Raw genomic sequence first — 26,370 nt, forward strand, 5'->3', positions numbered from 1 at the left:
TCGTGATCAAAGTACTGGTGATTGATGATGACTTCATGGTCGCCAAGGTTCACTCCGGGTTCGTCAACAACGAGCCAGGATTCTCCGTGGTGGGAGTAGCTCACTCGGCCAAAGACGCACTAATAGCAGCCACTGCGTTGTCACCGGACCTCGTCTTGCTCGATATCCACCTGCCAGACATGAACGGCCTAGACCTGTTGCAACGCTTGCGCGACATTCAGCCAGACCTCGACGTTCTAGTCATCAGCGCGGCACGCGAAATGGACACCGTGCGACGGGCGCTGCGTGGCGGAATCGTGCACTACCTGATGAAGCCGTTCTCCCGCGAAGACCTACATGAACGACTCGAACATTATCTGAAAACATATCAGCCATTGCATCAAGCCGATCAAGAACTGCAACAAGCAGACGTCAATCGGCTCTTTGGACTCAGCGGACAAAATCGCCGTCCACTGCCCAAGGGATGCAGCGCCGAGACTATGACACTGGTAGAAAACATCGTCAAAGAGGCGGTACAACCCATTTCCGCCACAGAAACTGCAGAAAAACTCGGCACCTCACGGGTGAGCGCTCGCCGGTATCTGGAGTACCTGGCCGATGAAAATCTGGCACAGGTCAATCTGCGTTATGGAGGAGTAGGCCGGCCTGAACGCCGGTACTCGTGGAGTAACTAGCCATTAAACACGTCATCAGGACTAAAGCAGGCTCGGTGTATCTGAGGCGAATAAAGTTCTAGACATGGCTGTGGCCTTGCACTAGGTACTCGGTGCAAGGCCACTATGCGGTCAAGGCTAAAGCTGCAAGGTCAAGATTTAGCTATGCCTTGCTCGACTTGGAGTGCTCGTTGGAGGCGAGATCTTCGAGTTTTTCTCGCGGGGCAGCGGAAACGTAGCGTTCCATGCTGTCATCCAGTTCGCTGAGCCATGGAGTGTGGTGCTTGTCTGCCATCGTACCGGTCATCACTGAACGATAAACCTTGTCGCGGTAGGTCAGGATATTTTTCTTCTTATCCGTTTTCCAAGCCATAAAGGTTCGGGTGACCTCATCCAAATCAAACATCGGGTAGTCCGTCAGTTCAATGAGATCCCGTATGTAGTCGGCCTGGAATTTCACTTCGTCTTCTGCTGTTTCGATAGCGTTAAAACGTTCAAGCCATGCATCGATGCTTTCGCGTTGTTCGCTCGGCGAAGGGATGGTTAGCTCACCCAAAATTATATCGCGAACGTACCAAGCCTGGGCATCAAACATATTAAAGGTGAACCACTGATCTTGAGCGCCAAGGTAGTACAGGCTGTCGTTGTTTTCAGAAACAACACCGCGGTACAAAGTATCCGGGTAAACGTTGTTTGGTGAATCCAATGCCAGGTCAGAGGGCAAGAATGGATAGTGGTGCAAGTATCCGGTGCACAGGATGACCGTATCAAATGAGCGGGACATGCCGTTGCTGAAGTACGCGGTTGAACCTTCGAAGCGGTCAATGAGGGGGAGTTCCTCAATGCCTTCTGGCCAGTCGAACCCCATAGGACCTGAGCGGTAGCTATACGTGACTGAGCGTGCGCCCATTTTGAATGATTGGACACCAATGTCTTCAGCCGAATAACTTGCTCCGATCAGCAGAACATCTTTATCTGCTAAGCGTTCAGCTCCGCGGAAATCGTGGGCATGCATAAGCTCGCCAGGGAACGTTTCAATGCCCTTAAAATCTGGGACGTTAGGGAAACTGAAGTGTCCGGAGCCCACAATGACGTGATCGAATTCGGAAGTTTCCGTTTGCCCGGTCTTGAGATCTTCGGTGGTGACAGTAAATAGGTTGGTGCTCTCGTCAAAATCAACCCAACGCACCACAGTAGCGAAGCGAACGTGCTTTTTAACATCGGACTTCTCGGCGCGACCATTGATGTAATCCCACAGCACTGCACGTGGTGGGTAGGAAGAAATTGGGCGGCCAAAATGCTCATCAAATGTGTACTCGGCGAATTCTAGGGCTTCTTTGGGGCCGTTAGACCAAAGGTTGCGGTACATGCTCGAATGTACTGGTTCGCCGTACTTGTCGATGCCGCTACGCCAGTTGTAATTCCACTGGCCTCCCCAGTCGTCTTGCTTTTCAAAGCAGACGATCTCAGGGATCTCTCGCCCGGATTTCTTGGCAGAATCGAATGCCCGCAGCTGGGCAATGCCGCTGGGTCCTGCTCCAATGATGGCGACGCGTTGAGTCAAACGTACCTCTCCGGCTATCTAAGCCTTATATCAGTTGCGCGCCGAGAATCGAACCAACAATCGAGTTCGTCAGCGTCGCGCAATTCAACAAAAATGCTCTAAACCAGTCGACCAGTCACGCATAGAAAACGTTCACATGCCGAGGGAAAACTTGTCCTGTTCAAGGGACTCCACCCTTGAGTTTATCAGTTATTCATTTTTTGGAATTTTAAAGCATCTATTGAGGGGGAGGTTTGATGTCGTTTCAGAGAAATTCGTGCTCGGTATTTCACCTTGAGGCACAGCAAATAACGCCAACACCTAGGAGTGAGTACCGAGGAATCGGAGACTATTGAGCTGCCAACCTTTACACGAAGGAGGCAGAGATTTTTTGGCGATGCTCACTTGCTGCGTAGGTGCCTAGGATCTTGATTTCCCAAGTGAAGAAGTCCAATTCTTCTAGGGCAAGGCGTACCGGTAGATCTTCGGGATGGCCCTCGATGTCAACCATGAAAATTGTGGCAGCGAAACTTGAGTCGAGCATGTAACTTTCCATGCGGGTCAGGTTTACCCCGTTGGTAGCAAATCCGCCTAATGCTTTGTACAGTGCGCTAGGCACGTTGCGAGCGTGGAAGACCAAGGTGGTGATCACAGATTCGGGTAGTTTAGCGCGCGCGGGGAGCTCTTGCTTCCGCGCAAGAACCACGAAACGAGTGGTGTTCGTTTCGTCGTCTTCTACCGAAGAAGCTAGTACTTCTAGTCCATACAGTTCGGCAGCAAGTGGTGGTGCCAGAGATAGTTTGGTCGGGTCGTTCCAGTCTCGGACCTCGCGCGCGGAACCTGCGGTGTCTCCAGCGATCACTGGTATCAGCTTGTTCTCACGGATGATCTTGCGGCACTGTCCTAGTGCATGGATATGACTATGGACTTCGGTAGCTTCTTCAATGCTGCTTCCAGGAAGTCCCAACAGGTCAAAACGGATACGTAAATAGTGCTCGCCGACAATCTGTAGTCCAGATTCGGGGAGTAAAACGTGAATGTCGGCAACTCGTCCCGCAATCGAGTTCTCAATCGGGATCATGGCAAGATCGGCTTCGCCGCTTTCCACCATGGCGAAGGCGTCTTCAAAGCTCGCACAAGGTATGGCTTCCATATCGGGGAACTGCTCGGTGCAGGCCATATTCGAATTGGATCCGGCTTCGCCCTGATACGAAATCTTTTTGCTCATTAGTTCAATTTAGCGCAGAGTGCTCGCCACCGATGAATGCTAGCAAGGATGTTTCGAAGCGGCCGATCTATGAATGTTGCTTACAATCTCAGAGAGTAAAATTCCCCCAAATAATTTCTGTCTGGTCGTTCGCGGTAAGCCAGATACTGCGGTGAGTGTCGATTTATGTGGGTGCAAAATTTGACAGAATTTAGAGCCCCCAACGGTTCTAATCAGCTTAGGTTATGATGTAGGTCACTGCTGTCTCTGGGATCTCAGCTTTTCATGGGGGTGTGAAGTGGCACAACCAACTTTGATTGGGTCTGTGCAGAAGGCATTGCGCCTTTTGGAGGCTGTTGCGGCGAGCGGTACTGCCGTTTCGGCGAAGAAGCTTGCACGAGTCACCGAATTTCCCTTACCAACGACCTATCACTTGCTGCGGACCCTCGAATTTGAGGGTTACCTGTGCAAAATTGATGGTGGATATGCGCTCGGTGCATCGTCACTTACGGTGCAAAATGATGAGATACAAGAACTGGTGCCACGGGTTCGCCCAGTGCTTCGGTCGTTGAGTGATGAGCTTGGCGCAGCCACGTATTTAACCACTTACCAGGATGACGAGATCCATCTCCTAGCAATGGTCGAAGGTCCCGAAGGGCGAAGCGTAGATTTGTGGGTAGGAGTGCATGAATCCGGGCATGCAACGGCATTCGGCAAGGCGATTTTGGCAAACCTCAGCGACGAACTGCGTGATGATTACATCAACCGACACGATCTGTATGATCTAACGCCTAACACCATTACTAGCCGGGGCGGTCTGGAGCGCAACTTGTCCGTCGGTTCCAATATTTGGTCAGATAAAGAAGAATATCTACTAGGTATTTCCTGTCACGCGGCTCCCATTCAGAATAGCGGGATGGTTGGCGCGATTGCAGTTTCTCTACCTTCGCAACGCAAGATGCTGGAAAGCGAAGAAGCAAGCCTTAAGAGGGCTGCGAGACGTCTCGGTCTTGCGATGGGGCCATCTCTTATCAGTATTTGAAATCTTGTCTCTTGTTGACCAATTGGCCCACCAGCGATGATGGAGACATAGAAGTTCAGCAGGAATCTAGAAATCCAGGATGTAGCGCGAGTGCTACGGACCAACTACGATATCTAGCGTTCCAAACAGCCTCTAAACCTCCTGCGCAGTATTTCCTGGGTACCCCCAAGACTCGGAAAACCAACGTTCAGGATAGCGACCCCGAAGATTCCCCCAAGGCTTCGGGGTCGCGCTACCTGGAACGGCCACCGCCAGAGGTCTAACGGCTACGTACTTTTGAGTTATAACTGCCCATAGTAGGTTGTAAGTTTTGCCAAGCCTTCGTCAATACTTACCGTTGGCTTCCAATCCAACACTTCGTGCGTCTCGCGTTGGTCAAACCAGTGTGCGGTTGAAAGCTGCTCGGCCAAGAACCGAGTCATCGGCGGCTCATCATGCACTAGGTTGCGAGAACCTGCGGCCAGCCAGACCTTCTCGATGACCGAACCAGCACCACGCGCTAACCAACCGGGAACATTGAGTTTCGGAGCCGGAGCTCCACCAGCCTTGCAGATTCCAGCAATGAGTTCCCCCACCGGGCGAGGTTCACCATTGGTGACAACAAGTGCACGTCCGTGGGCGTAATCCATGCGTTCCAGCCCGCGAACAATCGCCGAGGCAGCATTATCAATGTACGTAGTATCAATAAGTGCCACACCACTGTCTAGCAGAGGAAGCCGGCCGCTCTTGGCACGGTCAACCACGCGCTCAACCAGTTGAGTATCGCCAGGGCCCCACACCACATGTGGTCGAATAGCAGCCACCCGGAATTCGGGGGAGTCCTCGGCCAGTGCACTTAGCTCAGCAGCTGCCTTAGAGCGAGCATAGTTTCCGCGAGCCAAATTCGGGTTCGCAACACCTGCTGACGCGCCCGCCAACGAATTGCCGAAATGAGCGACCGACGGCGAGGAAACAAAAACAAAATCCTTAATGCCGGCGCTTTTCGCAGCCGCTAACAAATTTGCTGTTCCATCGATGTTAGTGGCGACAAATTCGTTCCAATGGCCGGTAAAGGAGACCTTCGCGGCCAGATGAATCACCGCATCCATGGATTCTACGGCTGTGGCCACGACATCCTGATCGGTGAGTGAACCACGGATCTCGTCCGTTGCTTGGCTTGAAGCACCGCGCTGGAAAGTTCGAACCTGGTGCCCTTTGTCGCGCAATAGCTGAGCTACCGCCCCACCGAGCATGCCACTGGCTCCGGTAACCAAGACACGACGAGGTTTTGTATTATTTGCTGCTGTGCTCATGGCTGGCGGACCTTTCCGCCGGCGAGCGTGGCAGTTGCCCAAGTAGCTAGTGCGGCACGATCGATTTTGGAGTTATGACGAATGTCAGTTGGCAGCGATGAAACAATCAAAACTGCAGCCACGTCCACGCCGGTTTCGGCGACGGCACTACGAACTTTTTGCGATAACTCGTTGCTTGCGGGGCCTGCTTTGCGCGCTGGCGGAATAGTTTCCATTACGACTACGGCAGCTTGCGTGCCGGCCGGTCCTACGCCCACCAATGCGGCGCGACCAGCGCCGGCCACAGACTCAACTGCGTGTTCAGCGGCTACCGGGGTAATTGCACCTTTAGCGGTACTCAATACATGCCCAAGCCGGCCCTCTACCCAAAGCCGTCCGTCATCATCGAGATGTCCAACATCTCCGGTCCTATGCCAGCCCGGGATTGAAATGCTTACCTGCTCGGTAATCCAAAGCCGGTCATAACGATCCTTGATATGTGGGGCGCGCACCAGAATTTCACCAGTGACGTGAGGCGTGTATTCCGGTTGGTCTCCCGCGATGCCCATTGAATCTATGGGGGCAATGGCTACTTTTGCGCCAGCGACGGCCGTACCAACGCATACACCGTTGCCCTGGCCTGCAGCGCGAATACCCGCAAGGTCGATATCTGTGACGGGAAGTGCCTCGGTCATGCCATAAGGCGTGTGTACCTGTGCGTTAGGTACAAGCTCTTGGACTTTGGCTAACAATGGTTCTGGAATGGGCGCACCAGCCGAGAGCATCACCGAAACGTTCGCGAGAGTCTCCCGGTGGGTTGCATCCAAGGAATTCTTGGTTTTCAAAACGTTGGCCAGTGCTGCGGGCGAGGCGAATACCGTCGTTGCATCTACGGCCACCGCAGCGTCTGCTAGGGCGGAGGCAGTCAGCGTACGTGGTGCGGTGACATCCATATCTGGAGTGACCGAGGTAGCGCCCAATGCTGGACCAAGCAAGGCAAATGGTGCAAAGCCAGCAACAAGGGCAGAACCGGCTTTGAGATTGTAAGTTTCGCGCAGGGTGTCGCGCATTGCGCCCAACTGACGGTGTGTATAAACAACACCCTTAGCAGGGCCGGTCGAACCCGAGGTGAAAAGCACCGCGGCGTCAGCATCTGGTTCGGCCGACACAAAATTTGAAGCCTTCGATGAGAGCTTGTTTCCTACTTCGAAAAGCTCGGGAAGAGAATGCTCAACGCCTAATAGTTTGCGCTTGGCGGCAGGCAAGGTTTCCACTGAAACTTTGGTACCTGGCCAGTTGAATAGTCGTGCCCCGGTGAGTGCCCGGTCAATACCAATAAGATAGCTTGGCCCAGCGCCCTTGATGGCGCGTCCCAAACCCTTGGTGCCGAGTCCAGCATCGGCCACTACTATGACAGCCCCTAAACGCAGGCAAGCATAGATCAAAGTTGTTAGCTCAATGCCCGGAGGAACTAGTAAATTAACGCGGTCTCCGGCCTTAACACCAATTTCCTGGAGACCTGCGGCCAAAGCGTTGACTCGCTGGCCCAACTCTGACCAGGAAAGGGACCGTGGAGGATTAATATCTACCACAGCGACGCTGTGATCTGTGGTGCGTGAATCCAACTCTGCGAGCATTGGCCGGTAGTCACCGAGGCTGTCTGCTCGTGAAGAATTTGTGGAGTTCTGATTGCTGGACAACCAGTCAAACATTGGGGTGGCGATATCTTTGTCTTCGCCTACCAAATGACTGGCGCCCTCGAAGCGGTGCACCTGCGCGTGCGGGAGTCGACCCATTAGATCGCGTAGGTAGCGGTCTGAGAAGACTGGATCTTTGGGACCCCACAACATCAAGACCGGAACGGTGAGCGTGCGTACGGCCTGCGCAATTTCGTTCAGCGTTGAGCGGCTGGGATGGTCTTCGGCAAAAGGAATATCTGCCACAAAGTTCGCTACGCCATCGCGTTTGGCAGCACTTGTGTAAGGTGCCATGAATGCTTTGCGGACTTCTGGATCCAGCGCAGGCTGGGCCAGTGAGTGGGTTACTTGTAAGAATGCGCTGGTGGTCTTGGTGCCCCAGCCATGAACCGCAGGATGCGAAGCGAGCTTCAAGGCCGCGGGGAGTTCAAAGCCAGCAGGATGAATCGCGGTGTTAGTTAAAATGACGTTGGCCAGCTGATTCTGGTGGCTGATGGCCCATCCCAGAGAAATGACACCACCCCAGTCATGACCCACAGTGGTGACCTTGCCACTGAGTCCGAGCGAGTCGATTAGGTCTCCCAAATCATTAACTCTGTCAGCTAACCGACGGAACTTGCCGGTACGTGCGGAGAATCCCATATCTAGCTGGTCCACTGCGACGACGCGCCACGGCAGGGCATTAGCCGAGACATGGTTCAACAGGCTGCGCCAGAGGTAAGACCAAGTTGGGTTGCCATGGACACACACGAGGGTGCCGATGGGCTCAATTCCTCGTGCTAGAAGTTCGTCTTCGTTATCGAGCAGATGCCACATGTGCAGCGTCCCTGGATCATCCACTTTTGAAGTGGAAGGAACCTCTAGATAATTCGAATAAATTCCATCTACACCGGGGAAAAGCTCGGTCACCAGGCAATCTCCATCATCGCGGTATTCAATCCTGAACCAACGCCCATGCACAGAACACGGTCGCCTGGCTTTAAGGTGTCAGCTTCCTGCGACAGGGTCATCGGCAAAGAGGCTGGGCCAACGTTTCCCCACTTGGAGAAGGTAATCGGAACGCGATCCTTGACCAGACCCACAGCCTTGATGATGGCGTTGGTGTACGACTTGGAAACTTGGTGGGTGACATACCTATCCATGGACTTCCAATTCCATCCGGATTCCTGGGCTTCATCCCAAGCATTTACCACCAGTTCAAGGCCGTTGTCCAACAATCCCTTGGTGTCGGTGTACATTCCTGCCGGGCCACCTACGCACAGTTCATGATGTTCGGTACCAGCGCGGGAGACGCCACCAATGATGCGGTGTCCGTCCGGATGCAGATCTGCGGGGCCAATGACGGCTGCAGCTGCGCCCGAACCAAGGGTCAAAGTCGCAAACTCGCGCATGTAATCTTCACGAGTAGAGCTCTCATGATTCAGGCGCTGGAATGTCGTTTCTTGAGTCGGGCGGGAATCTTCGCCAGCCACGATCAATGCGTACTTGATCTGCCCGGAATCAATCATGTTTGCTGCCAAGCTCATACCATTGACGAATCCTAGGCAGGCATTTGTTATGTCAAAATTCATAGCGGAGGATGGTAAACCCAAACCATTATGGATCTTGGAAGCTACCGAAGGCTCTAGGTTGCGGCGGGTGACTGAGGTATTAATCAGGAGACCAATCTCGCCCGGTTCCACACCTGCCTGCGTAAGCGCATTTTTACCAGCAACGATTGCAGCGTCGTCAAACTCGACACCCTCCGACCACCACCGGCGTTCTTTTACGCCCGACACCCGTTCAAGCAACTTCTTAGATAGACGCAGACGCTTGAGGCTTGGAGCCAGTCGCTCGTCGAATTCTGCTGAACTCATGACCTCTGGTGCAAGTACGCTATTTACCGCTAAGAGGGCCACGTTGTGGTGTTTAAAAGTGGCGTTGCCGTTCAAAATGTAGCCTTTGTGTCGGGGCTGTCGCGCCGTGCTCGGACGCAACGAAGTAGAAGTAGTTTGATGCTTTATGAGCCATAATAAAAAACGTCTATCTCTACCGTATTCCTTGTTGGCGCACAGTGCGTACACGGGCACACTATTTTCAGCGGTTAGCAAGAAACTCACAGTCTTTTTGGCTATATTTCGCTCATCTGAACCACGGTGAGTTACTGCACAGTAACATTTTCGCGGAATGGGCCCATCGATGGCTTGATAACTTTGGGAGTGCTCAGAAGTAAGTTCTGAGACCTGTGGCACTATTTTCTCCTCAGGTAGGCTTGCCTTGAGCTAGGGGCCCGATGGCGCTCGTACAGTGAATAGGCGGGAAATTTTATGGATCTACTGCGCGGTTTAAGCCTAGAAGACCTATCGGTCGCGATTTGGGTATGCGTCGCAGTTTTCGCTGCGGTGATGGGCATCTGGCAACGGCGACAACTGCAATGGGTAGCTCTTAGTTCTGTGGTGCTCTTTGCAGTGCTTAACGCAGGCACGGGGATCTATGTTTTGCGGACCGTTGGGGATTCTAGGTGGGCGCAGGAGGGAACCGTCCCGCTCAGCGCACCTTCCCTGAGCGAAACACCTCTCGTCGGGCAATATTTGGACCCATTAAATTCCGCACTCCAATCAATGGTTGGAAGTGTGAACTCGCTTGTGGCGTTCCAACAGGCGCTTCCGGTAGCACTGGATTTCTTCACGAAGAGCGGCTGGGCGCTACTCATCGCTGTTCCACTGATGCTTCTCGTCGTGGTTATGAGTTACAGAGCTGCTAGACGTCGAAAGCGAGAGCTCAATAATTACCGTGCGACTGTTGACCAACTCAAGATTGATTTAGAGCAAGTTAAGGCCCGGCTCACAATGCTGGACGGGGCGTCAAGCCTTGGAGAGCCAACGGCAGGTCCACCGCAAGCGTCGCGCAGAGATCAGCGATAAGAGATGCAGCGCTGAAGAAAATTCACTGGAAACTGCGAAATTGATTGCCGGCAAGACCGTAACTTTAGTGAACTGATCCGCGCAGTTTCGCCCCGGGCCCGGGGGATACCTGAGACTCTCGTGGCGAGTCTAGAACGTGCCCGAGCGCGCACTGCACCACGGTAGAAACCTGCTCGCCACAATCGCGGTGCTTGATGAGTATCGGTGGTCCGGCGGGATCTGCCTCGTATCTGTCGCCCCAACGAAGCAGCGAAATTATTATTGGATAAAGATCCAAGCCTTTCGGGGTGAGGCGATATTCGTTACGCGTACGGTGGCCAGGTTCCTTGTATGGTGTGGCTACGAGTATTCCACTGGTTATGAGGGAATTTAGCCGGGCGGAGATAATCGCTTCGGAAGCCCCGAGGTGACTGCGGATCGCATCAAATCGACGCACTCCATTAAATGCTTCTCGGAGTATCAACAAACTCCACTTTTCACCGACGATTTCCAAGGCGCGCTGAATAGAACAGTTCTCGGTGTCGTAGTCCAGCCACTGCATGTTCAAAGCGGCCCCTTACCGTTGACAGATCCTGACGATCTAGCTAGCTTCAAATATAACAGCCAGCTTTTGAAGGGCAAGAGATTGAATACGAATGAAGAACTTCTGCCAGGTATGACGCGAACTGAGTCCAGCGAGTTTGTGGCTGCTACCGGCTTTGTCGTTGATGAACTCAACGCCACGTCCTTGCGCGGACACGTGCAATTAGGAACAAATCATCACACGCCGTGGGGAGTGGTGCATGGAGGACTGTTCACCACAATCGTAGAAAGTGCCGCCAGTATTGGGGCGAGCTTCGCAGTCAACGAGTACGGACAATTTGCTGTCGGTGTTCACAATGCCACAGATTTTTTACGGCCAGGCAGTTCCGGATTGGCTTTAGTGAAGGCCACTGCTTTGCATCAAGGACGTACCCAGCAATTATGGGAAGTCATCATCACCGATGACGCTAGTTCCAAGGTGCTGGCCCGCGGGCAACTGCGCTTACAAAATGTGCCGTTGCCCGAAAAATCAACCGAAGTTCAAGGCTAAAGGAGTCATATCAATGGAAGCTAGCACTGACGCACGTGAAAAACTTGTGAAGTGGCGAGATCCTGCTGGCGCCATGGAACAGCTCCCTTTACTTTCCGGACTGGAATATCTGAAAAAGATGGCGTCCGGTGAACTTCCTGGTGCACCAATCGCGTCGCATCTCAATATGGATCTAGTTGAAGTCATCGAAGGGTCGGTAACTTTCACAAGTACACCGGATGAGTCTTTGTATAACCCGATTGGGACCGTGCATGGAGGACTAGTTTGCGCAGTGTTGGACTCTGCACTTGGCTGCGCCGCACACTCGACGCTTCCGGCAGGAATGGGATACACCTCCATTGAAATCAAAGTGAACTACCTGCGTCCGGTGTTGGCCGATAGCGGACCGCTGCGTTGCACCGGAACTGTTACCAAGCCGGGACGACGGGTGATCTTCGCCGAAGGAGAAGTTGTAGATAAAAACGGGAAGACGGTAGCAACCGCGTCGGGATCACTTCTTGTGTTTCCACTTGGCAACCCTAAAGACTGAATGCTTAAAAGTGTCGGTTACACGGGATAACTTGGATTTACCGCCAATACGTTGGCAAAGTGCAAGTGTTCTGATGGGGATAGTATGAAGTTTTCGTCTGATGTGAAAGACCGTATCTGTGGAGTTCTTACAGGTATGGCCGCGGGAGATGCTCTTGGCGCGGGGTACGAATTTGATTCCCCTATGCCGGCTAACCAACCAGTAGCCATGATCGGTGGCGGGCTTGGTGACTTTGCCCCCGGAGAGTGGACAGACGATACCTCGATGGCAATCGTGATTGCACGCGCGCTAGCGAACTCCGAAGGTCAACTCGACACAGGCGCATCTGATTACATGGTGCGCCAGTGGGCTGTCTGGGCGAAAGATGCGCCGGACGTGGGTACCCAGACGCGGGCTGTTCTCCGTGCGGCTGAACAAACCGCGCGGGTTGATAAGCGGGATGCTCCGAACACGGCGGATGCAGTCGCGGCCGCGACTGCGATTCACCGGCAAACAGGTCGCTCGGGAGGCAACGGAAGCCTAATGCGCACTGCTCCCATCGCCTTGGCCTATCTAGACCGTACGCCGGACGATACTTACCAGGCGGCAGTCAAGATTAGTAAACTGACTCACTTCGATGATGAGGCCGCCGAAGCCTGCGCATTATGGACACTAGCAGTGCGTCACGCCTTACTCACCGCAGAACTAAATATCCGCGTAGGGCTACCACTGCTAGATCCTGAACGCGCCTTAGTTTGGGAACGGCGTATCCAGCAGGCTGAAGAAAAACGCCCACGCGATTTCTCACATAATGGCTGGGTGGTTGAAGCTTTCCAAGGAGCTTGGAGTTCCATCATGGTTTCCAAAGCTGCTGACGGTGGGAGCGCCGAGCGCCTCGTCGCATCTGTCGAAGCTGCGGTACGCGGCGGGGTCGATACCGATACCGTGGCTGCAATTGCTGGATCGTTGGTCGGTGCCGCTTGTGGGCTACGGGCTATTCCGGCGCAGTGGTTGGAAATACTGCATGGTTGGCCGGGTATGAACGCGCAAAATCTAGTTGAGCTCTCACTCGAACTTGTCGATTAGTGGACCGTCGAGCCGCCGTGGCGGTTCGACGCTCACTGCGTGGCGTACCCCGCGGACTCTCAATCCGCTGAGATCAACCGCTAAATACCAGGGGCCTGAACGGGGAACCTTGATTCGGTACGGTGCTTTACGCGCTAATCCACCTCGAAAATCGTAATCTTCTGAATCTTGGAACGCGGCGAAATTTTCCGGGTCCATGAGCCTGAGGTAGGCCGGTCCGCTGAGCGTGACTACCAGGATGCTGCCACGTTCAAGATGATTCCAAGAGTATTCGGCGAAATCAGGAGCGGTCATTGAGATTCCTCTGTAATCGAGCAGCGTTTTGCGTAATCGTTAGCTGTGTCCCGAAGCCGCATGCGGATACGGCGTTCGAACTATCAACTGTAAATCATTAGTTCGAACGCCGTCCGCAGCACGCTGGATACTACTTTTAGACCAAGGATGCTGTGTCAATAACGAAGCGGTAGCGAACGTCGGACTTCATCACGCGCTCATAGGCATCGTTGATCTGCTCGGCCCCAATGACCTCAATTTCAGCACCAATGCCATGCTCGGCACAGAAATCCAACATCTCTTGGGTTTCTTCGATGCCGCCAATCTGTGAACCGGCGAACGAACGGCGTCCACCGATCAAAGCGAAGGCATTCACCGGCAATGGCTCCGCCGGGGCACCCACATTGACCATGGTGCCGTTGACCCGCAGCAGCTCAAGGTAATTGCTGATATTGATCGAGGCGCTGACCGTGTTAATGATCAGGTCGAAGTTCTTGTGCAGATCCTTGAAGGTGCTCTCGTCGCTGGTGGCGCGGTAATCGCTGGCACCCATGCTCAGTCCTTCGTCTTTCTTCTTCAACGACTGGGAGAGCACGGTAACTTCGGCTCCCATAGCGCTAGCGATCTTCACGGCCATATGGCCTAGACCGCCAAGGCCCACCACTGCCACCTTCTTGCCAGGGCCTGCACCCCAGCGCTTCAGTGGGGAGAAAGTGGTGATGCCGGCGCAGAGTAGCGGCGCGGCCACATCAAGCTCGATACCTTCTGGGATGCTCAAGACGAAGTTTTCGGTGACCACCACGTGGGTGGAATACCCACCCTGGGTGATGGTCCCATCGCGATCGACTGAACCATAGGTTCCGACGGAGCTGTCGCAGAATTGCTGGTCGCCAGCGAGGCAGTTTTCGCACTCCATGCAGGAGTTAACCATGCATCCCACACCAACACGGTCACCGATCTTGTGTTTGGTGACTTCGGATCCGACCTCGGTCACGATACCGGCGATTTCATGGCCTGGAGCCAATGGGTAGGACCGAGGTCCCCATTCGCCGCGCACGGTGTGAATGTCCGAGTGGCAGATGCCGGAGAACTTGATGTCGATCAGGACATCGCGCGGACCTACCTCGCGTCGCTCGATCTGAGTTGGAATTAATCCTTCGGTAGCCGAAGGTGCAGCGTATGCATTGACCATGGTTGTCATAGTTCTCTTTCCTCATACTCAGTAAATGCGCTTTACCCCAAAAGAATCGGGTAGATCTGATCGGGCAAAGCGGGTGTTCCGGAAATTTACAACGGCGCAAATAGCCAGAATAATCCCGACGAGCCCGATTGTTTGCCAATTCCCAGCTAGCTCGGATAAATCCAAGGAACACGGGTCGGAAGTACCGGGAAGAACCTAGCTCTCATTTATTGCCGTCATGGTATGAACCTAAGTAACTGGTCCGTGACAGTCCAAGAGACACATCCGAGTTACTCAATGGTAGTCTCCCATTTACTAACTGGAGTGGCGCTGAAAGGATCTCTCATGGATGACACTCAAATAGACGCTGGTACTGGCGTTGGCGCAATCAACGCACTGAATTGGAAATTGCCTGAGAACCTGCACTGGTCTTTTCAGCATATGGCTGACTTCTTGCCCACAGCCGAAATTCCACGCGGTTCAGCATCGCCTTCTGAGCTCCCCGTTGGGCTTCGCAATCTGGATTTAGTACTGGCACCGTCCAGCATTCCGGGTGCTCCGCCGGTGACGGTTGGATCGATCATGGCTACGACACATACCGATGCATGGATGGTTTCGCATCGGGGCACAGTGATCACAGAACAATACTTCGGGCAGATGACTGAAGATTCTTCGCACCTTTTGATGTCGATGAGTAAATCTCTCATTGGTGCCGTGGCCGGTTCCTTATGTGACTCGGGAGTTCTAGATCCCGAGGCCCAGATCACGGGCTATATCCCCGAATTAGCCGACTCAGGTTATGCCGGGGCGAGGGTACGCCACTTGCTCGATATGTGTTCAGGAATTGATTTCTCCGAAAATTATTTGGATCCACTCTCCGGGATCCGCCGGATGTCGGAGGCTATCGGTTGGGCACCAACCAGTACGCCTGGACCGACCGGGATGTACCCGTTCCTGAAAACACTTCAACGCAAAACAGCTCACGGCGGAGTATTTGAGTATCGCTCCTGCGAGACTGACATGCTCGGCTGGGTGTGTGAAGCCGCTTCAGGAACCGCAATGCCACAGCTGATGTCTGAAGTCTTATGGAGCAAACTGGGTAGCGAAGCTGACGCGACGATATGCATTGATCAGTACGGGACCGGAACTTTCGACGGCGGCATCAATGCCACGCTGCGAGATATGGCCCGATTTGGTGCAGTATTCCTCAATGACGGACTGTCATTGACCGGGGAACGTGTGCTCTCTGAAAAATGGATAGCACAAACGTTGGAAGGTGATCCGGATTCACGAGACGCTTTTGCTGCTAGTCCGGGGGATTACCGTATGCCCGGTGGGATGTACCGGAACCAAATGTGGTTTCCATATCCTGGGAATGACGTGGTGCTGTGCATGGGTATTCATGGACAGATGGTCTACATTAACCGTCCAGCGCAGATGGTGGCAGTGAAACTCTCCAGTTGGCCATTGCCGCAGGATCCGATCAAGCTTTATGCCACATTGGGCGCTTTCGATTCGATTGCTGCTGCCCTGATCGTAGAGATGCAGACGGCACCGCAGGACTCGCAGTAGCCACGCAGGTACGTTCTTGGCTCAAAAGAATTGCCCTCGTTAGCTGAGGGCAATTAGCTCGATGAATTGTTGTGGATAAAAAATAGACCGGTGGGCCGACATATTTCTATGTCGGCCCACCGGTCTATGAACCCTGCTAGCTTTGCTAAGCGCCCAGGTTAGCTGTGGCGTCCTCGGCGACGGAGCGCGAGGGCAATTCCACCTAGGATAATCAAGCCAAGTGCTACGCTGCCTGCGATGAGCAAACCGTCGTTGGCACCGGTGTCGGCAAGCTCATCATTGTTGGAGTCCTTGTTCCTGGATTCCTCATCCTTCGGATTTTCCTGTTCTGGTGCGTCCTGGGTTGGCATCACCGTGGCAGATGGTTCCGTGGTTGGATCTTCCGTGGGCTCCGAAGTTGGTTTCTCGGTTGGTTCGTCAGTGGGAACTGGTGATTCTTCGACTGCCGGATCGAACAGGCCGAACCAAGTAGAAACAGTAACTACAGACTCAGCTGCAGGATTCTCGATCGCTGCGGCGTTGTTTTCCTCGTTCTGCTGAGTACCAGTGAGGTAGTAGGTTCCTGCGGTGAGCTTCGCGACTCGTGGGTCGCTGACTCTCAGCTTGTTGCCATCCACGGTGTATTCCACGTTCGCGACGGTGGCAGGTTCGCCCTTGGTATCGGTGAACTTGAGATCGAAGTAGAAGTTCTCAGCGGTCAAAGTCGGGAAACCCGTTGGCACGTCGAAGATTAGTTCTTTCGAACCGGCTTCGGCGAGTGGAAGACCTAGTCGGTTATCGACAATGTCTGACTGCAGCGCAAGAACACTCTTGCCCGACAAGAGCGCAGAGATGGTTTTTCCTTCCGCGTCCTTGACAGTGATGAGCAACTGGTTGAAGTCCTTGACGTTATCGGTGAAGGTCTTATCACCTTGCACGGTGAGCTTGCCCTCCTTTACAGAGCCTTCTACGGTCTGTGGCTTGGCATCCGGTGAGGTGCGGTAGGTGACGGTAACTGACCCATCTTCTACATCTCCATTGGTGTTAAAGACGTACTTACCTGTCTCTGGCGCGGAGGAATCACTGTCGTGGGAGAGATTTTCCTCGCCGGGAGCTACCTGATCGCCTGACTCTGGGTCCTGCGCTTCGGGGACTTCAGTCGGTGCACTCGGTTCTGAGGTAGGTTCTTGCGTTGGTTCAGCCGTTGGCTCCGTGGTCGGTTCAGCTGTCGGTTCAGCTGTTGGTTCCTCGGTAGGGTCGGACGTGGGAGTCGCCGTCGGTTCTACTGTCGGTTCAGCCGTTGGCTCCGTGGTCGGTTCAGCTGTTGGTTCCTCGGTAGGGTCGGACGTTGGAGTCGCCGTCGGTTCTACTGTCGGTTCAGCCGTTGGCTCCGTGGTCGGTTCCGAAGTTGGTTCGGATGTTGGCGTAGCCGTTGGTTCTACCGTAGGTTCCGTGGTTGGGTCAGTTGTCGGCTCCGCAGTCGGTTCCGAAGTTGGTTCGGATGTTGGCGTAGCCGTTGGCTCTTCCGTGGGTTCGGTGGTTGGTTCCTCGGTAGGCTCGGTCGTTGGATCAGCAGTAGGTTCCGTGGTTGGCGTAGCAGTTGGTTCTACAGTCGGCTCGGTAGTGGGTTCCGGGGTGGGACTGGGGAGCTGCCCATAGAGTCCCATATAGACCGAGGCGCTTTCTTCTTCCGAAGCGCCTCTAAAAGTAACGAAATAGCCGTCGCCTTCAGAGAGCTTCGGCAATACTGCGTCCGATACTACGAGCTGGCCGTCGGAGAATGAATCAACGTTCAAGTCGTAGTACATAAACCCCTTATCGGGGGCATCTGGGGCATCGCTCCAGTACGAAACTGTGACTTTCGAATCCGCAATCCAACTTTGGCCCGCTGGGATATTGAAGGTCCAAGACTCAGTCCCAACCGGAAGAATCGGCGTGTTGCTATTTTTCTCGATTTTGTCAGCGACTAGCGTCGGAGAATTAGCCGGAATGTAGTGTGTTCCACCTTGATAATTGTCAGAGTCGGCTCCGATGTATGCTCCGAAGCTTACTTGTCGCCCACTATCCATACCGGACCAAGTCAGATAACTATTTGGTGTATCGCGAGGGCCATTGTAGGCAAATTGACCGTCTTCATACTTGGCGGCAAAGGTAACCCCAGTTTGGGGCAGCGAAGATGCACCCATCGAAACTTCGTCACCTTCACTGGCTGAACCAGCGTTGTCAGTCAGATAGATGACACCATTTTCCGGATCACTCTTCTCGTAGTCAAAGGAGATGAGCTCTTCTCCAGGGTTGCCAACTTTGAAGGGGCCATACTGGAAGACTGGGGGTACATCAGCTGCTGGCGAAGCTGCGCTGACTTCCGCTGTTTGGGCCGCCATGGCGGGGGCAGTAAGCATCGTTCCACCGGTGATACCGCCTAAGGCCAGTGAACCGGCTGCGATGACTGCAAGAGGAAGGCGCGCTTTGCGAGCGTGGTTTTTTGGGGTCTGGTTCATGAATGAAAACCTTTAGCTTCAAAAAGATGCGGGCAAGTGTGAACCCAGTACCGTCAAGGTACTCGGAGCTCACGCCAGTAGATCGCGAATCGGTAACCGATTCAACCACCAAATGGATTTTACGATCTTCCCAACGGGCTTTGACCTCGTGTTTGCCTTTATTCATAAGGTTTTCATTTAGAGGGCTAGTCCATATGTCGATCTAGCGAATATAGCCAGCCTCTATTTGTGTGTGCGCGAACCTCCCATCGGACATCAGGTCCAAAGGTCAGAACACGCCTTATTGTCCATAACAACATCTTCCCGTCTTTTGCCAACGTCATCCATTCATAGGCGGAGTCTCACCTCAATCCAAATTCCAAGTTCGGTGTCGACATAGTGGAATCATCAACCGATGGCGTGGTGGCTCATGCCAATGAGTTGGAAGCTCCAGGAAGAGGTGATGAGCGCCAAATGGTAGTGGCTGAGCAGTGGAGGTGTCCGCCAAAGGCACGAACCAGGGCAGTGGAAAGAGCCGAAAATACTTGACCTATATATTGCACTCGCCAGTTGGTGGGTTCGCTGAACCCAATCGGGAATCAAACAAGAACTTTGGCAGAGTTGAATTCAGGCACCTGCCGTCGCGGTCAGACACCCGCGAAAATCGCGTGGAACTGCACCTTTTGCCAATTCCCGGTAGGCTTAGGGTAGGACTTGGCCGCTGGCCAAGACCTCAACGATAAAAACACTCCCTTGACCGCGTCACCGTGAGTCCTGACCGCCAGTATCGCGGTCCTCGGTAGTGGCTTTCGCTTTAGCCTATTGATGGCTGAAGCGCGGGTCTCGATCGAAGACCAGATCTGGGTAGGGCGTCACGGATCGCTCGTCAGCTATGGGAGCGATCGAAAGGAGAACCCCCTTAATGGAGGGTCCAGAAATTCAATTCGCCGAAGCACAGATCGACAACGGTCGCTTCGGTACCCGCACCATTCGTTTTGAGACCGGCCGTTTGGCTAAGCAGGCCGCTGGCGCTGCAATGGTTTACATCGACGAAGAGACCGTACTGCTCTCGGCCACCTCGGCCGGTAAGCACCCACGCGAAGGCTTCGACTTCTTCCCACTGACCGTGGACGTTGAAGAGCGCATGTACGCAGCTGGCCGTATTCCGGGCAGCTTCTTCCGCCGCGAAGGCCGCCCATCGACCGAAGCCATCTTGGCTTGCCGTCTGATGGACCGCCCACTGCGCCCAGCATTCGTCAAGGGCCTGCGCAACGAGGTTCAGGTTGTTGTGACCGTCCTAGCTATCGATCCAGATGAGCTGTACGACGTTGTAGCAATCAACGCTTCCTCGATGTCTACTCAGCTTTCGGGTCTGCCATTCTCCGGCCCAATCGGTGGCGTTCGCGTTGCCTTGGTTGACGATGGAGAAGGCGCCCAGTGGGTTGCATTCCCTAAGCACAGCCAGCTGAAGAACGCCGTGTTCAACATGGTCGTTGCCGGCCGTGTTGCAGGCGACGACGTAGCCATCATGATGGTTGAAGCCGATGCTACCGACAACGCTTGGGAACTGATCCAGGGCGGCGCTACCGCGCCAACCGAAGAGGTCGTTGCCGAGGGTCTGGAAGCTGCTAAGCCATTCATCAAGGTACTTTGCGAAGCGCAGGCCGATTTGGCTTCGCGTGCAGCGAAGGAAACCGTTGAGTTCCCAATCTTCCGCGACTACGAAGATGACGCCTACGCAGCGGTTGAAGCAGCAGCTTCCACCCGCCTGGCAGAAATCTACGCCATCGCAGACAAGCAGGATCGCGACAACGCCGCCGGCGAATTCAAGGACGAGATCGTTGCATCGCTTACCGGTGAAGGCTCAGCCTTCGCCGAGCGTGCAGGCGAAATCTCCAAGGCTTTCGGTGCCGTGACCAAGCACATCGTGCGTCAGCGCATCCTGACCGAGCAGATCCGTATCGACGGCCGTGGTCTAGCTGACATCCGTCAGCTTTCCGCCGAGGTTGAGGTTCTGCCTCGCGTCCACGGTTCGGCAATCTTCGAGCGTGGCGAAACCCAGATCATGGGCGTCACCACCTTGAACATGCTCAAGATGGAACAGCAGATCGACTCGTTGAGCCCGGTAACCCGCAAGCGTTACATGCACAACTACAACTTCCCGCCATACTCGACCGGTGAAACCGGCCGTGTGGGTTCACCTAAGCGCCGCGAAATCGGCCACGGTGCCCTGGCAGAACGCGCCATCGTGCCTGTTCTTCCAACGCGTGAAGAATTCCCATACGCAATCCGTCAGGTCTCTGAGGCATTGAGCTCCAACGGCTCGACCTCGATGGGCTCGGTTTGCGCCTCGACCCTGTCGCTGCTGAACGCCGGCGTGCCACTGCGCGCACCGGTTGCAGGTATCGCTATGGGTCTGGTTTCGGACACCGTTGACGGCGAAACCCGTTACGCTGCCCTGACCGATATCCTCGGTGCCGAGGATGCCATGGGTGATATGGACTTCAAGGTGGCTGGTACTCCTGAGTTCATCACCGCGATCCAGCTTGATACCAAGCTTGATGGTATTCCTGCATCGGTGCTCGCCGCAGCGCTGACTCAGGCTCGCGAGGCTCGCCTGCACATCCTGAACGTGGTCAACCAGGCCATCGACACCCCGGATGAGCTGTCCACCTACGCGCCACGCATCATCTCGGTGAAGATCCCAGTGGATAAGATCGGCGAGGTCATCGGCCCGAAGGGCAAGATGATCAACACCATTCAGGAAGACACCGGAGCTGACATCTCGATTGAAGATGACGGCACCGTGCTGATCGGCGCCACCAACGGTGAGTCCGCTGAAGCCGCACGTTCGGCCATCAACGCCATCGCCAACCCTCAGGTTCCTGAGATTGGCGAGCGTTACTTGGGTACCGTAGTGAAGCTGACCACCTTCGGTGCGTTCATCTCGCTGACCCCAGGCAAGGACGGACTGTTGCACATCTCCGAGCTGCGCAAGATCAACGACGGCAAGCGCGTCGATGATGTTGAGGACGTAGTCTCGGTCGGCCAGAAGATCCAGGTTGAGATCACCAAGATCGATGACCGCGGAAAGCTGTCGCTGTCTCCAGTTGTTGAAGAGGACGAGGCTTCGGAAGAAGCAGCAGAGTAATACTCTCCTCTAGTTTGAAAACCCCGGTTCACATTTGTGAGCCGGGGTTTTCTACTGCCCAGACGCGATTGTTAACTGAAGGCAATCGGAGAGGGGCACAAATTAGCCACTGCAACGCGCAAAGTTGCAACGACTAAATTAAAATGTAGATGTACTACGTTGGCGCATACCTTTAGCAGGAAGCTAAGCGTTCTGTAAGATACCGATTCAGTGAAACTCTCTGGTCGGCAGCAGCGATGGTTAGGTCTCGATGCTTTTCCGGGCTAACGCGTACACGGATGCTCCCGCTGAATTTCCGAACCGAAAAAGGGACAGGCACCTCTTCGCCGGAATCTCTCATATCCTGAATAACTTCGGCGATAAGATCGCGCAGACCAGTCAGGGCCAAGATCTGGTTTTCATCCATCCATGACAATGATGGGAATTCTGCAACGGTTGCAATAAACTCATCATCTTCCGGAGACCAAGACACGTTGTATTTATAGTGAGCTGCGACTGCCGGTGTAGGCAAATTAGTCAACTCCGCTCATCTCCTTCATTTTCTCGATTGCCTCGAGAACTTGCCTTACCTGGTAAGGCTTAGCCATTCCGTCTTTATTTTGAATATTAACTCGAGGATCACCGGGCTAAGGAGTCTTATATACTAAGTGGCTTGCTGCCCGATTTCTGGGTAGTCCAAAGTGCGCATCGCAAACTTTGCGAATGTCAGCGAACTTAACGTTCTTTGGGCTCTCCCTCATTTTAACTTCTATGTCGTCTATTCCCGACATATCTCTATGGTTCCACTATTGGCACCACTTTGGCAAGAGGTGCTCGATGTATGTTGGATCATAGATGAATCATATTGAATATTCGAGAATGCGACTAGGGCTGTGGAAAACTTGCTCACGGAACACGTTTGATCTCGGGACTCTTGTCCTGAAAATAGTCAATGCAAGATCGTCTAGGACGATAAAACCCCGGCTAATCTGCGAAGCCGGGGTTCTGCGTGATTAGGGTATCCTCGCCGTCGATTCCGTTAGGAACCTACAGCTCAGAGACCGAATATAGGGTAGTTCTAGCTAATTGGGCTAGCCGGAATCAGGTGCGCATCATAGAACTCACGTAGCTGAACGCTCTTGGCGATGACAATCGCATCCCAATCGTCCATGCTGGTGGAGCTATCGGCGTAGTCCGAAGGAACCTTGAAGATCTGCAGTGGAACGTCAAAACGCTGGCACATGCTCGCGTAGGCGTAACCTTCCATATCTACCAGCTGCGCATTCAAGCCGGAAATGTGGGCGCGCTGCTCGTCGTTGCTGACAAACACATCTCCGGTAGCCATAGTGGCTTGAGTATCAGGCAGTAGGATCTCGCCGGTTGGCACCACATCATCTGAGGCCAATGGGAAATCGTGCTGGATCAAACGAGTCACCTGGTAAATTGTATCCAAGCTCGGACGGTCTTCGTCGGCATTACCGACTACCCCTGCGGTGCCCAAAACGATAACTCGCTCTATGCCGCCGTCGGGAAGCGCACCGGCAAGTGCTACCGAAGCGTTGACCTTCCCTACTCCGGATACGATGTGTGGCACGTCTGCGAAGGCAGATGCTTCATCACTGTGCGCGAATACGAGCAGGGTCTTCTGGTCCGACATTCGGTTCCTCTCAACAACAAATAAGTCTTTTTGATTCTGACCGGAAACAGATTCGACGGCCAGCATGCTCACTCGAGTTTATCGGTTACGGGCTATGAAGTTTTTCAATTTTGCTAATGGGGGAGCGGATAGACTGAAACCATGAGTGAAATTGAACTTGCAGCTGTTGAAAGTTTTGCCCTGGACCACACCAAGGTCAAGGCTCCCTACGTGCGTAAGATCGGCGTTGAGCGTGGCCCCAAGGGTGACGCCATCACGAACTACGACATTCGTTTTGTGCAGCCAAACCACGGTGAGATCCCTACCGCTGGCCTGCACACCATCGAGCACACCATGGCGGGTCTGATCCGTACCCGCTTCGAAGGTCTCATTGATTTCTCGCCTTTCGGTTGCCGTACCGGGTTCCACATGATTGTTTGGGGCGAGCCAACTCCTGAAGAAGTTGCCAAAGCGATCAAGTCTTCACTTGAAGATCTGGCAGAGCGAGTCACCTGGGATGACGTTCCGGGCACCGAAGCGGTGAGCTGCGGTAACTACCGCGATCACAGCCTGCACTCGGCAAAGGAATGGGCCAAGCTGATTCTGGAACAAGGCATCAGTCTGGACGCGTTTGACCGCAGCAATATTGCCTGAGCGAAAGTAATGGGCCGGTGGCACCAGTAATGCCCGCCCGCGCCCATGAGCATCCAGCGAGGCCCAGCGCTTGCCGTCAGACGGCGCTGGGCCTCGCTGCACTTATTTTCTGCTGAGTATTGCCTGAAGCCTCTTGCTTTACCAAGTCGCTGGATCTTGAATGGTCTCACTCGTATTGCTAAGCGAGCGCCGATCGAAAGCAGAGGACTGATCATGGAGTCGACAAATCCGCATTCGGCAGAAGACTCAGGCCGCACGTTGCCGCCAGATCCAGCCCGGCCGAGTATTCCTGAGGAACCGACGACACCGAATGACCCGCCCGATCCGACGAATCCACCAAATCGTCCAGCTCCCGATGGACCAATTGGACCTCCGCCATTTGACCCAACAGCTCCGGCCACGCCAGATCGGCCGGCAGATCCAACGACTGCAGTGCAGGAACCAGGATCGGAAGACATCCATTAGCCTTCAGACCCTAATATTCCGGGCGGCAAAACCGACCGAGGCAGCGCTTGGGCCATCAAAGCAGACTGCCTCAGAGTTCCCTAAGGGGTTGTCTGCCAGAGCATTCTGTCCTTGAATGGAAGGAACCTGGCGTGAAGTCAGGAGACTAGGAGAGCATCATGGAGAACACCATCGATCCGACCCACGCGCCCGCTCCGGAACCGCCACCTCCGCCGGCGGAGCCCACTAGCCCGGATCCGACGAGTCCAGGCAGTCCCAGCAGTCCCGAGCACCAACCGTCTGCCCCTGGCGCGCCTCAAGATCCTGCATCCCCACCCGGTGCACCAATGCCGCCTCCTGAGATCCCGAACGAGCCTTTCGGGTAAGGCACCGGAGTAGGAGAACGAATCAGACGCGAACGCAGATGCCCTTATGATCGCTGAGCCGCTGATGCTAAGCCGGGAACACCTTCCACAGCAGGACCCGGAAGGTGATTCCGGCGTGTTCGTGCTGCTGCAGTGAGCTGCAGCGAAGCTGAACGCTGTCCACAACCCCCTGTGGGAGAATAGGGACAGTGTTCCGCCCGGCTTGAATTGCCGGGACCCGATGTTTAAGGATGTTTCTCTGTGGTCATGATTCCGTTGCCGTTGCACTCGGTTGAGGCATACCAGTTCTCTCCGATTGATCCGGCTGACCCATCGTTGGTCCACCGCGGCGAGGGCGGGGCGGAAGTACGTCGAAGTATTCTTCCCGGTGGTGTTCGTGTACTGACCGAGGCAATGCCTGGCCAGCGTTCAACCACCGTTGGATTCTGGGTGCCCGTTGGATCCCGCGATGAAGAAGCTGGGCACTACGGTTCGACGCATTTTCTTGAGCACCTATTGTTCAAGGGAACTAAGAAGCGCACTGCGCTTGAGATCGCTCAGGCTTTTGATGCAGTGGGCGGCGAATCAAATGCTGCGACCGCGAAAGAATCCACCTGTTACTACGCGCGAGTGCTTGACTCCGATTTGCCAATGGCCATGGACGTCATCGCAGACATGGTGACCTCCGCTGTCATCGACCCCCTGGAATTGGAGCAAGAGCGTGGGGTGATCATCGAGGAACTAGCAATGGACGCTGACGATGCCACCGAGGTAGCCCACGAACACTTTGTCGCTAAGGTCCTTGGCGATCACCCGTTGGCGCGACCCATTGGTGGCACACCCGCCGAGATCATGGAAATCTCCCGCGAGGCAGTCATGGAGCACTACCGGGCGCATTACCGCCCGAGCGAAGTGATCATCACCGCGGCAGGCTCGTTAAACCACGAGGAACTATGCGCAATGGTTCTCACCTCGCTCTCCGAGGCAGGCTGGGATCTTGACCCGATGGCGGTTCCGGAACCGCGTCGTTCTTCGGAACCGGCAACTATTGTTTCGGTGCCCGGCATTGAAGTGATCAACCGCCCGGTTGAACAAGCCAGTATCATCATCGGTTGCCCTGGTATCAGTGGACAAGATGAGAGGCGGCAGGTACTTGCCGTACTCAACGCGGTTCTCGGTGGGGGCATGAGCTCGCGTCTGTTCCAAGAGATCCGTGAAAAGCGTGGACTTGCGTACTCCACGTATTCATTCTCGGCTGCGTATACCGATGCCGGATATTTCGGTATGTATGCCGGTTGTTCGCCAGCTAAGGCAAGCGAAGTGATCGGTCTACTTGAATCCGAGCTGGATCGATTGGCTGCGGACGGTATTACCGACGCTGAATTATCCCAGGCCAAGGGCCAGCTCGCGGGCGGTACCGTGTTGGCTCTGGAAGATCCAGGAAGTCGCATGTCGCGCCTGGGCCGAGCTGAGATGGTCACCGGAGAATTCCAAGACATTGATGAGGCACTGAGCCGTGTAAATGCGGTCACCAAGGAAGATGTGCAAGGGTTGGCTCAAGAGCTTGCTGCCAAGGAACGCACCATCACCGTGGTCGGGCCATTCGAATCAGCAGCCACGCTGGGGCGCTAAATACTTCAACAAAAAATATAAGGGACGCTCACCACTTCAACAG

General features: G+C 54.4%; 20 protein-coding genes. 9 read left to right on the forward strand and 11 right to left on the reverse strand.

The genetic code is table 11. The features are described 5' to 3' along the window. Positions 1-2 precede the first annotated feature (2 nt). Positions 3-674 (forward strand): response regulator, encoded by a 672-nt coding sequence (locus IEX04_RS07275; RefSeq protein WP_096257835.1) that lies wholly within the window; start codon positions 3-5, stop codon positions 672-674. A 142-nt stretch (positions 675-816) separates the two neighbouring features. On the opposite strand, the gene IEX04_RS07280 is transcribed toward IEX04_RS07275, so the two are convergent. Together IEX04_RS07280 and IEX04_RS07285 are read right to left on the reverse strand one after the other, a co-directional pair. Then, a complete protein-coding gene (locus IEX04_RS07280) occupies positions 817-2,217 on the reverse strand; it encodes a trimethylamine monooxygenase (protein ID WP_188684763.1) in 1,401 nt (466 codons plus the stop codon). Positions 2,218-2,563: 346 nt separating this feature from the next. Further along, the gene (locus tag IEX04_RS07285; RefSeq protein WP_096254540.1) at positions 2,564-3,424 is read right to left on the reverse strand and encodes a prephenate dehydratase; all 861 of its coding nucleotides are present in this window, start codon (positions 3,422-3,424) and stop codon (positions 2,564-2,566) included. Positions 3,425-3,701: 277 nt separating this feature from the next. Between IEX04_RS07285 and IEX04_RS07290 the strand changes: the two genes are divergently transcribed. Further along, positions 3,702-4,445, forward strand: coding sequence for an IclR family transcriptional regulator (locus IEX04_RS07290; RefSeq protein ID WP_188684765.1), 744 nt, complete (start codon positions 3,702-3,704; stop codon positions 4,443-4,445). A gap of 281 nt (positions 4,446-4,726) precedes the next feature. Here IEX04_RS07290 and IEX04_RS07295 read toward each other — a convergent pair whose 3' ends face one another. The 4 genes from IEX04_RS07295 to IEX04_RS07310 all read right to left on the reverse strand — a co-directional run bounded on the left by IEX04_RS07295 (position 4,727) and on the right by IEX04_RS07310 (position 10,857). Next, positions 4,727-5,737: an NAD-dependent epimerase/dehydratase family protein gene (locus IEX04_RS07295; protein WP_188684767.1), complete on the reverse strand. Its 1,011-nt coding sequence runs from the start codon at positions 5,735-5,737 to the stop codon at positions 4,727-4,729. Further along, entirely contained in the window at positions 5,734-8,322 is a 2,589-nt protein-coding gene (locus IEX04_RS07300) for an alpha/beta fold hydrolase (protein ID WP_188684769.1), read from the reverse strand. Before IEX04_RS07300 ends, IEX04_RS07295 begins: the two co-directional genes overlap by 4 nt. After that, entirely contained in the window at positions 8,319-9,344 is a 1,026-nt protein-coding gene (locus tag IEX04_RS07305; protein WP_188684771.1) for a 3-oxoacyl-ACP synthase III, read from the reverse strand. Before IEX04_RS07305 ends, IEX04_RS07300 begins: the two co-directional genes overlap by 4 nt. 1,036 nt (positions 9,345-10,380) lie before the next feature. Beyond that, on the reverse strand, positions 10,381-10,857 hold the full coding sequence (locus IEX04_RS07310) for a winged helix-turn-helix transcriptional regulator (RefSeq protein ID WP_188684896.1): 477 nt from the start codon (positions 10,855-10,857) through the stop codon (positions 10,381-10,383). Between the two features lie 114 nt (positions 10,858-10,971). On the opposite strand from IEX04_RS07310, the gene IEX04_RS07315 reads away from it, so the two are divergent. The 3 genes from IEX04_RS07315 to IEX04_RS07325 all read left to right on the forward strand — a co-directional run bounded on the left by IEX04_RS07315 (position 10,972) and on the right by IEX04_RS07325 (position 12,982). Further along, entirely contained in the window at positions 10,972-11,388 is a 417-nt protein-coding gene (locus IEX04_RS07315; RefSeq protein ID WP_188684898.1) for a PaaI family thioesterase, read from the forward strand. 13 nt (positions 11,389-11,401) lie between these two features. Then, the gene (locus tag IEX04_RS07320) at positions 11,402-11,917 is read left to right on the forward strand and encodes a PaaI family thioesterase (RefSeq protein WP_188684774.1); all 516 of its coding nucleotides are present in this window, start codon (positions 11,402-11,404) and stop codon (positions 11,915-11,917) included. Positions 11,918-12,001: 84 nt separating this feature from the next. Beyond that, positions 12,002-12,982, forward strand: coding sequence for an ADP-ribosylglycohydrolase family protein (locus tag IEX04_RS07325; protein WP_188684776.1), 981 nt, complete (start codon positions 12,002-12,004; stop codon positions 12,980-12,982). Here the strand turns inward: IEX04_RS07325 and IEX04_RS07330 are convergent. Together IEX04_RS07330 and IEX04_RS07335 are read right to left on the reverse strand one after the other, a co-directional pair. Then, positions 12,962-13,276 (reverse strand): DUF1883 domain-containing protein, encoded by a 315-nt coding sequence (locus IEX04_RS07330; RefSeq protein WP_188684778.1) that lies wholly within the window; start codon positions 13,274-13,276, stop codon positions 12,962-12,964. The genes IEX04_RS07325 and IEX04_RS07330 overlap by 21 nt on opposite strands. A gap of 136 nt (positions 13,277-13,412) precedes the next feature. Continuing rightward, positions 13,413-14,456, reverse strand: a complete 1,044-nt coding sequence (locus IEX04_RS07335; protein WP_188684780.1) for an NAD(P)-dependent alcohol dehydrogenase — start codon at positions 14,454-14,456, stop codon at positions 13,413-13,415. A gap of 324 nt (positions 14,457-14,780) precedes the next feature. On the opposite strand from IEX04_RS07335, the gene IEX04_RS07340 reads away from it, so the two are divergent. Then, entirely contained in the window at positions 14,781-16,007 is a 1,227-nt protein-coding gene (locus tag IEX04_RS07340; protein WP_188684782.1) for a serine hydrolase domain-containing protein, read from the forward strand. 158 nt (positions 16,008-16,165) lie between these two features. Here IEX04_RS07340 and IEX04_RS07345 read toward each other — a convergent pair whose 3' ends face one another. Continuing rightward, positions 16,166-18,487: a hypothetical protein gene (locus IEX04_RS07345; RefSeq protein WP_188684784.1), complete on the reverse strand. Its 2,322-nt coding sequence runs from the start codon at positions 18,485-18,487 to the stop codon at positions 16,166-16,168. Positions 18,488-19,388: 901 nt separating this feature from the next. Here IEX04_RS07345 and IEX04_RS07350 point away from each other — a divergent pair. Beyond that, positions 19,389-21,617, forward strand: a complete 2,229-nt coding sequence (locus tag IEX04_RS07350) for a polyribonucleotide nucleotidyltransferase (protein ID WP_188684786.1) — start codon at positions 19,389-19,391, stop codon at positions 21,615-21,617. A gap of 172 nt (positions 21,618-21,789) precedes the next feature. On the opposite strand, the gene IEX04_RS07355 is transcribed toward IEX04_RS07350, so the two are convergent. Further along, entirely contained in the window at positions 21,790-22,137 is a 348-nt protein-coding gene (locus tag IEX04_RS07355) for a type II toxin-antitoxin system HicB family antitoxin (protein ID WP_229677053.1), read from the reverse strand. A gap of 537 nt (positions 22,138-22,674) precedes the next feature. Beyond that, positions 22,675-23,253, reverse strand: a complete 579-nt coding sequence (locus tag IEX04_RS07360) for a phosphorylase family protein (protein ID WP_188684788.1) — start codon at positions 23,251-23,253, stop codon at positions 22,675-22,677. Between the two features lie 141 nt (positions 23,254-23,394). Between IEX04_RS07360 and IEX04_RS07365 the strand changes: the two genes are divergently transcribed. Further along, the gene (locus IEX04_RS07365) at positions 23,395-23,886 is read left to right on the forward strand and encodes an S-ribosylhomocysteine lyase (protein WP_096254522.1); all 492 of its coding nucleotides are present in this window, start codon (positions 23,395-23,397) and stop codon (positions 23,884-23,886) included. A 1,070-nt stretch (positions 23,887-24,956) separates the two neighbouring features. Further along, on the forward strand, positions 24,957-26,327 hold the full coding sequence (locus IEX04_RS07370; protein ID WP_382344632.1) for a M16 family metallopeptidase: 1,371 nt from the start codon (positions 24,957-24,959) through the stop codon (positions 26,325-26,327). The last annotated feature ends 43 nt before the right edge of the window (positions 26,328-26,370 follow it).

This window comes from Glutamicibacter ardleyensis, from assembly GCF_014644555.1.
Taxonomy (GTDB): Bacteria; Actinomycetota; Actinomycetes; order Actinomycetales; family Micrococcaceae; genus Glutamicibacter; species Glutamicibacter bergerei.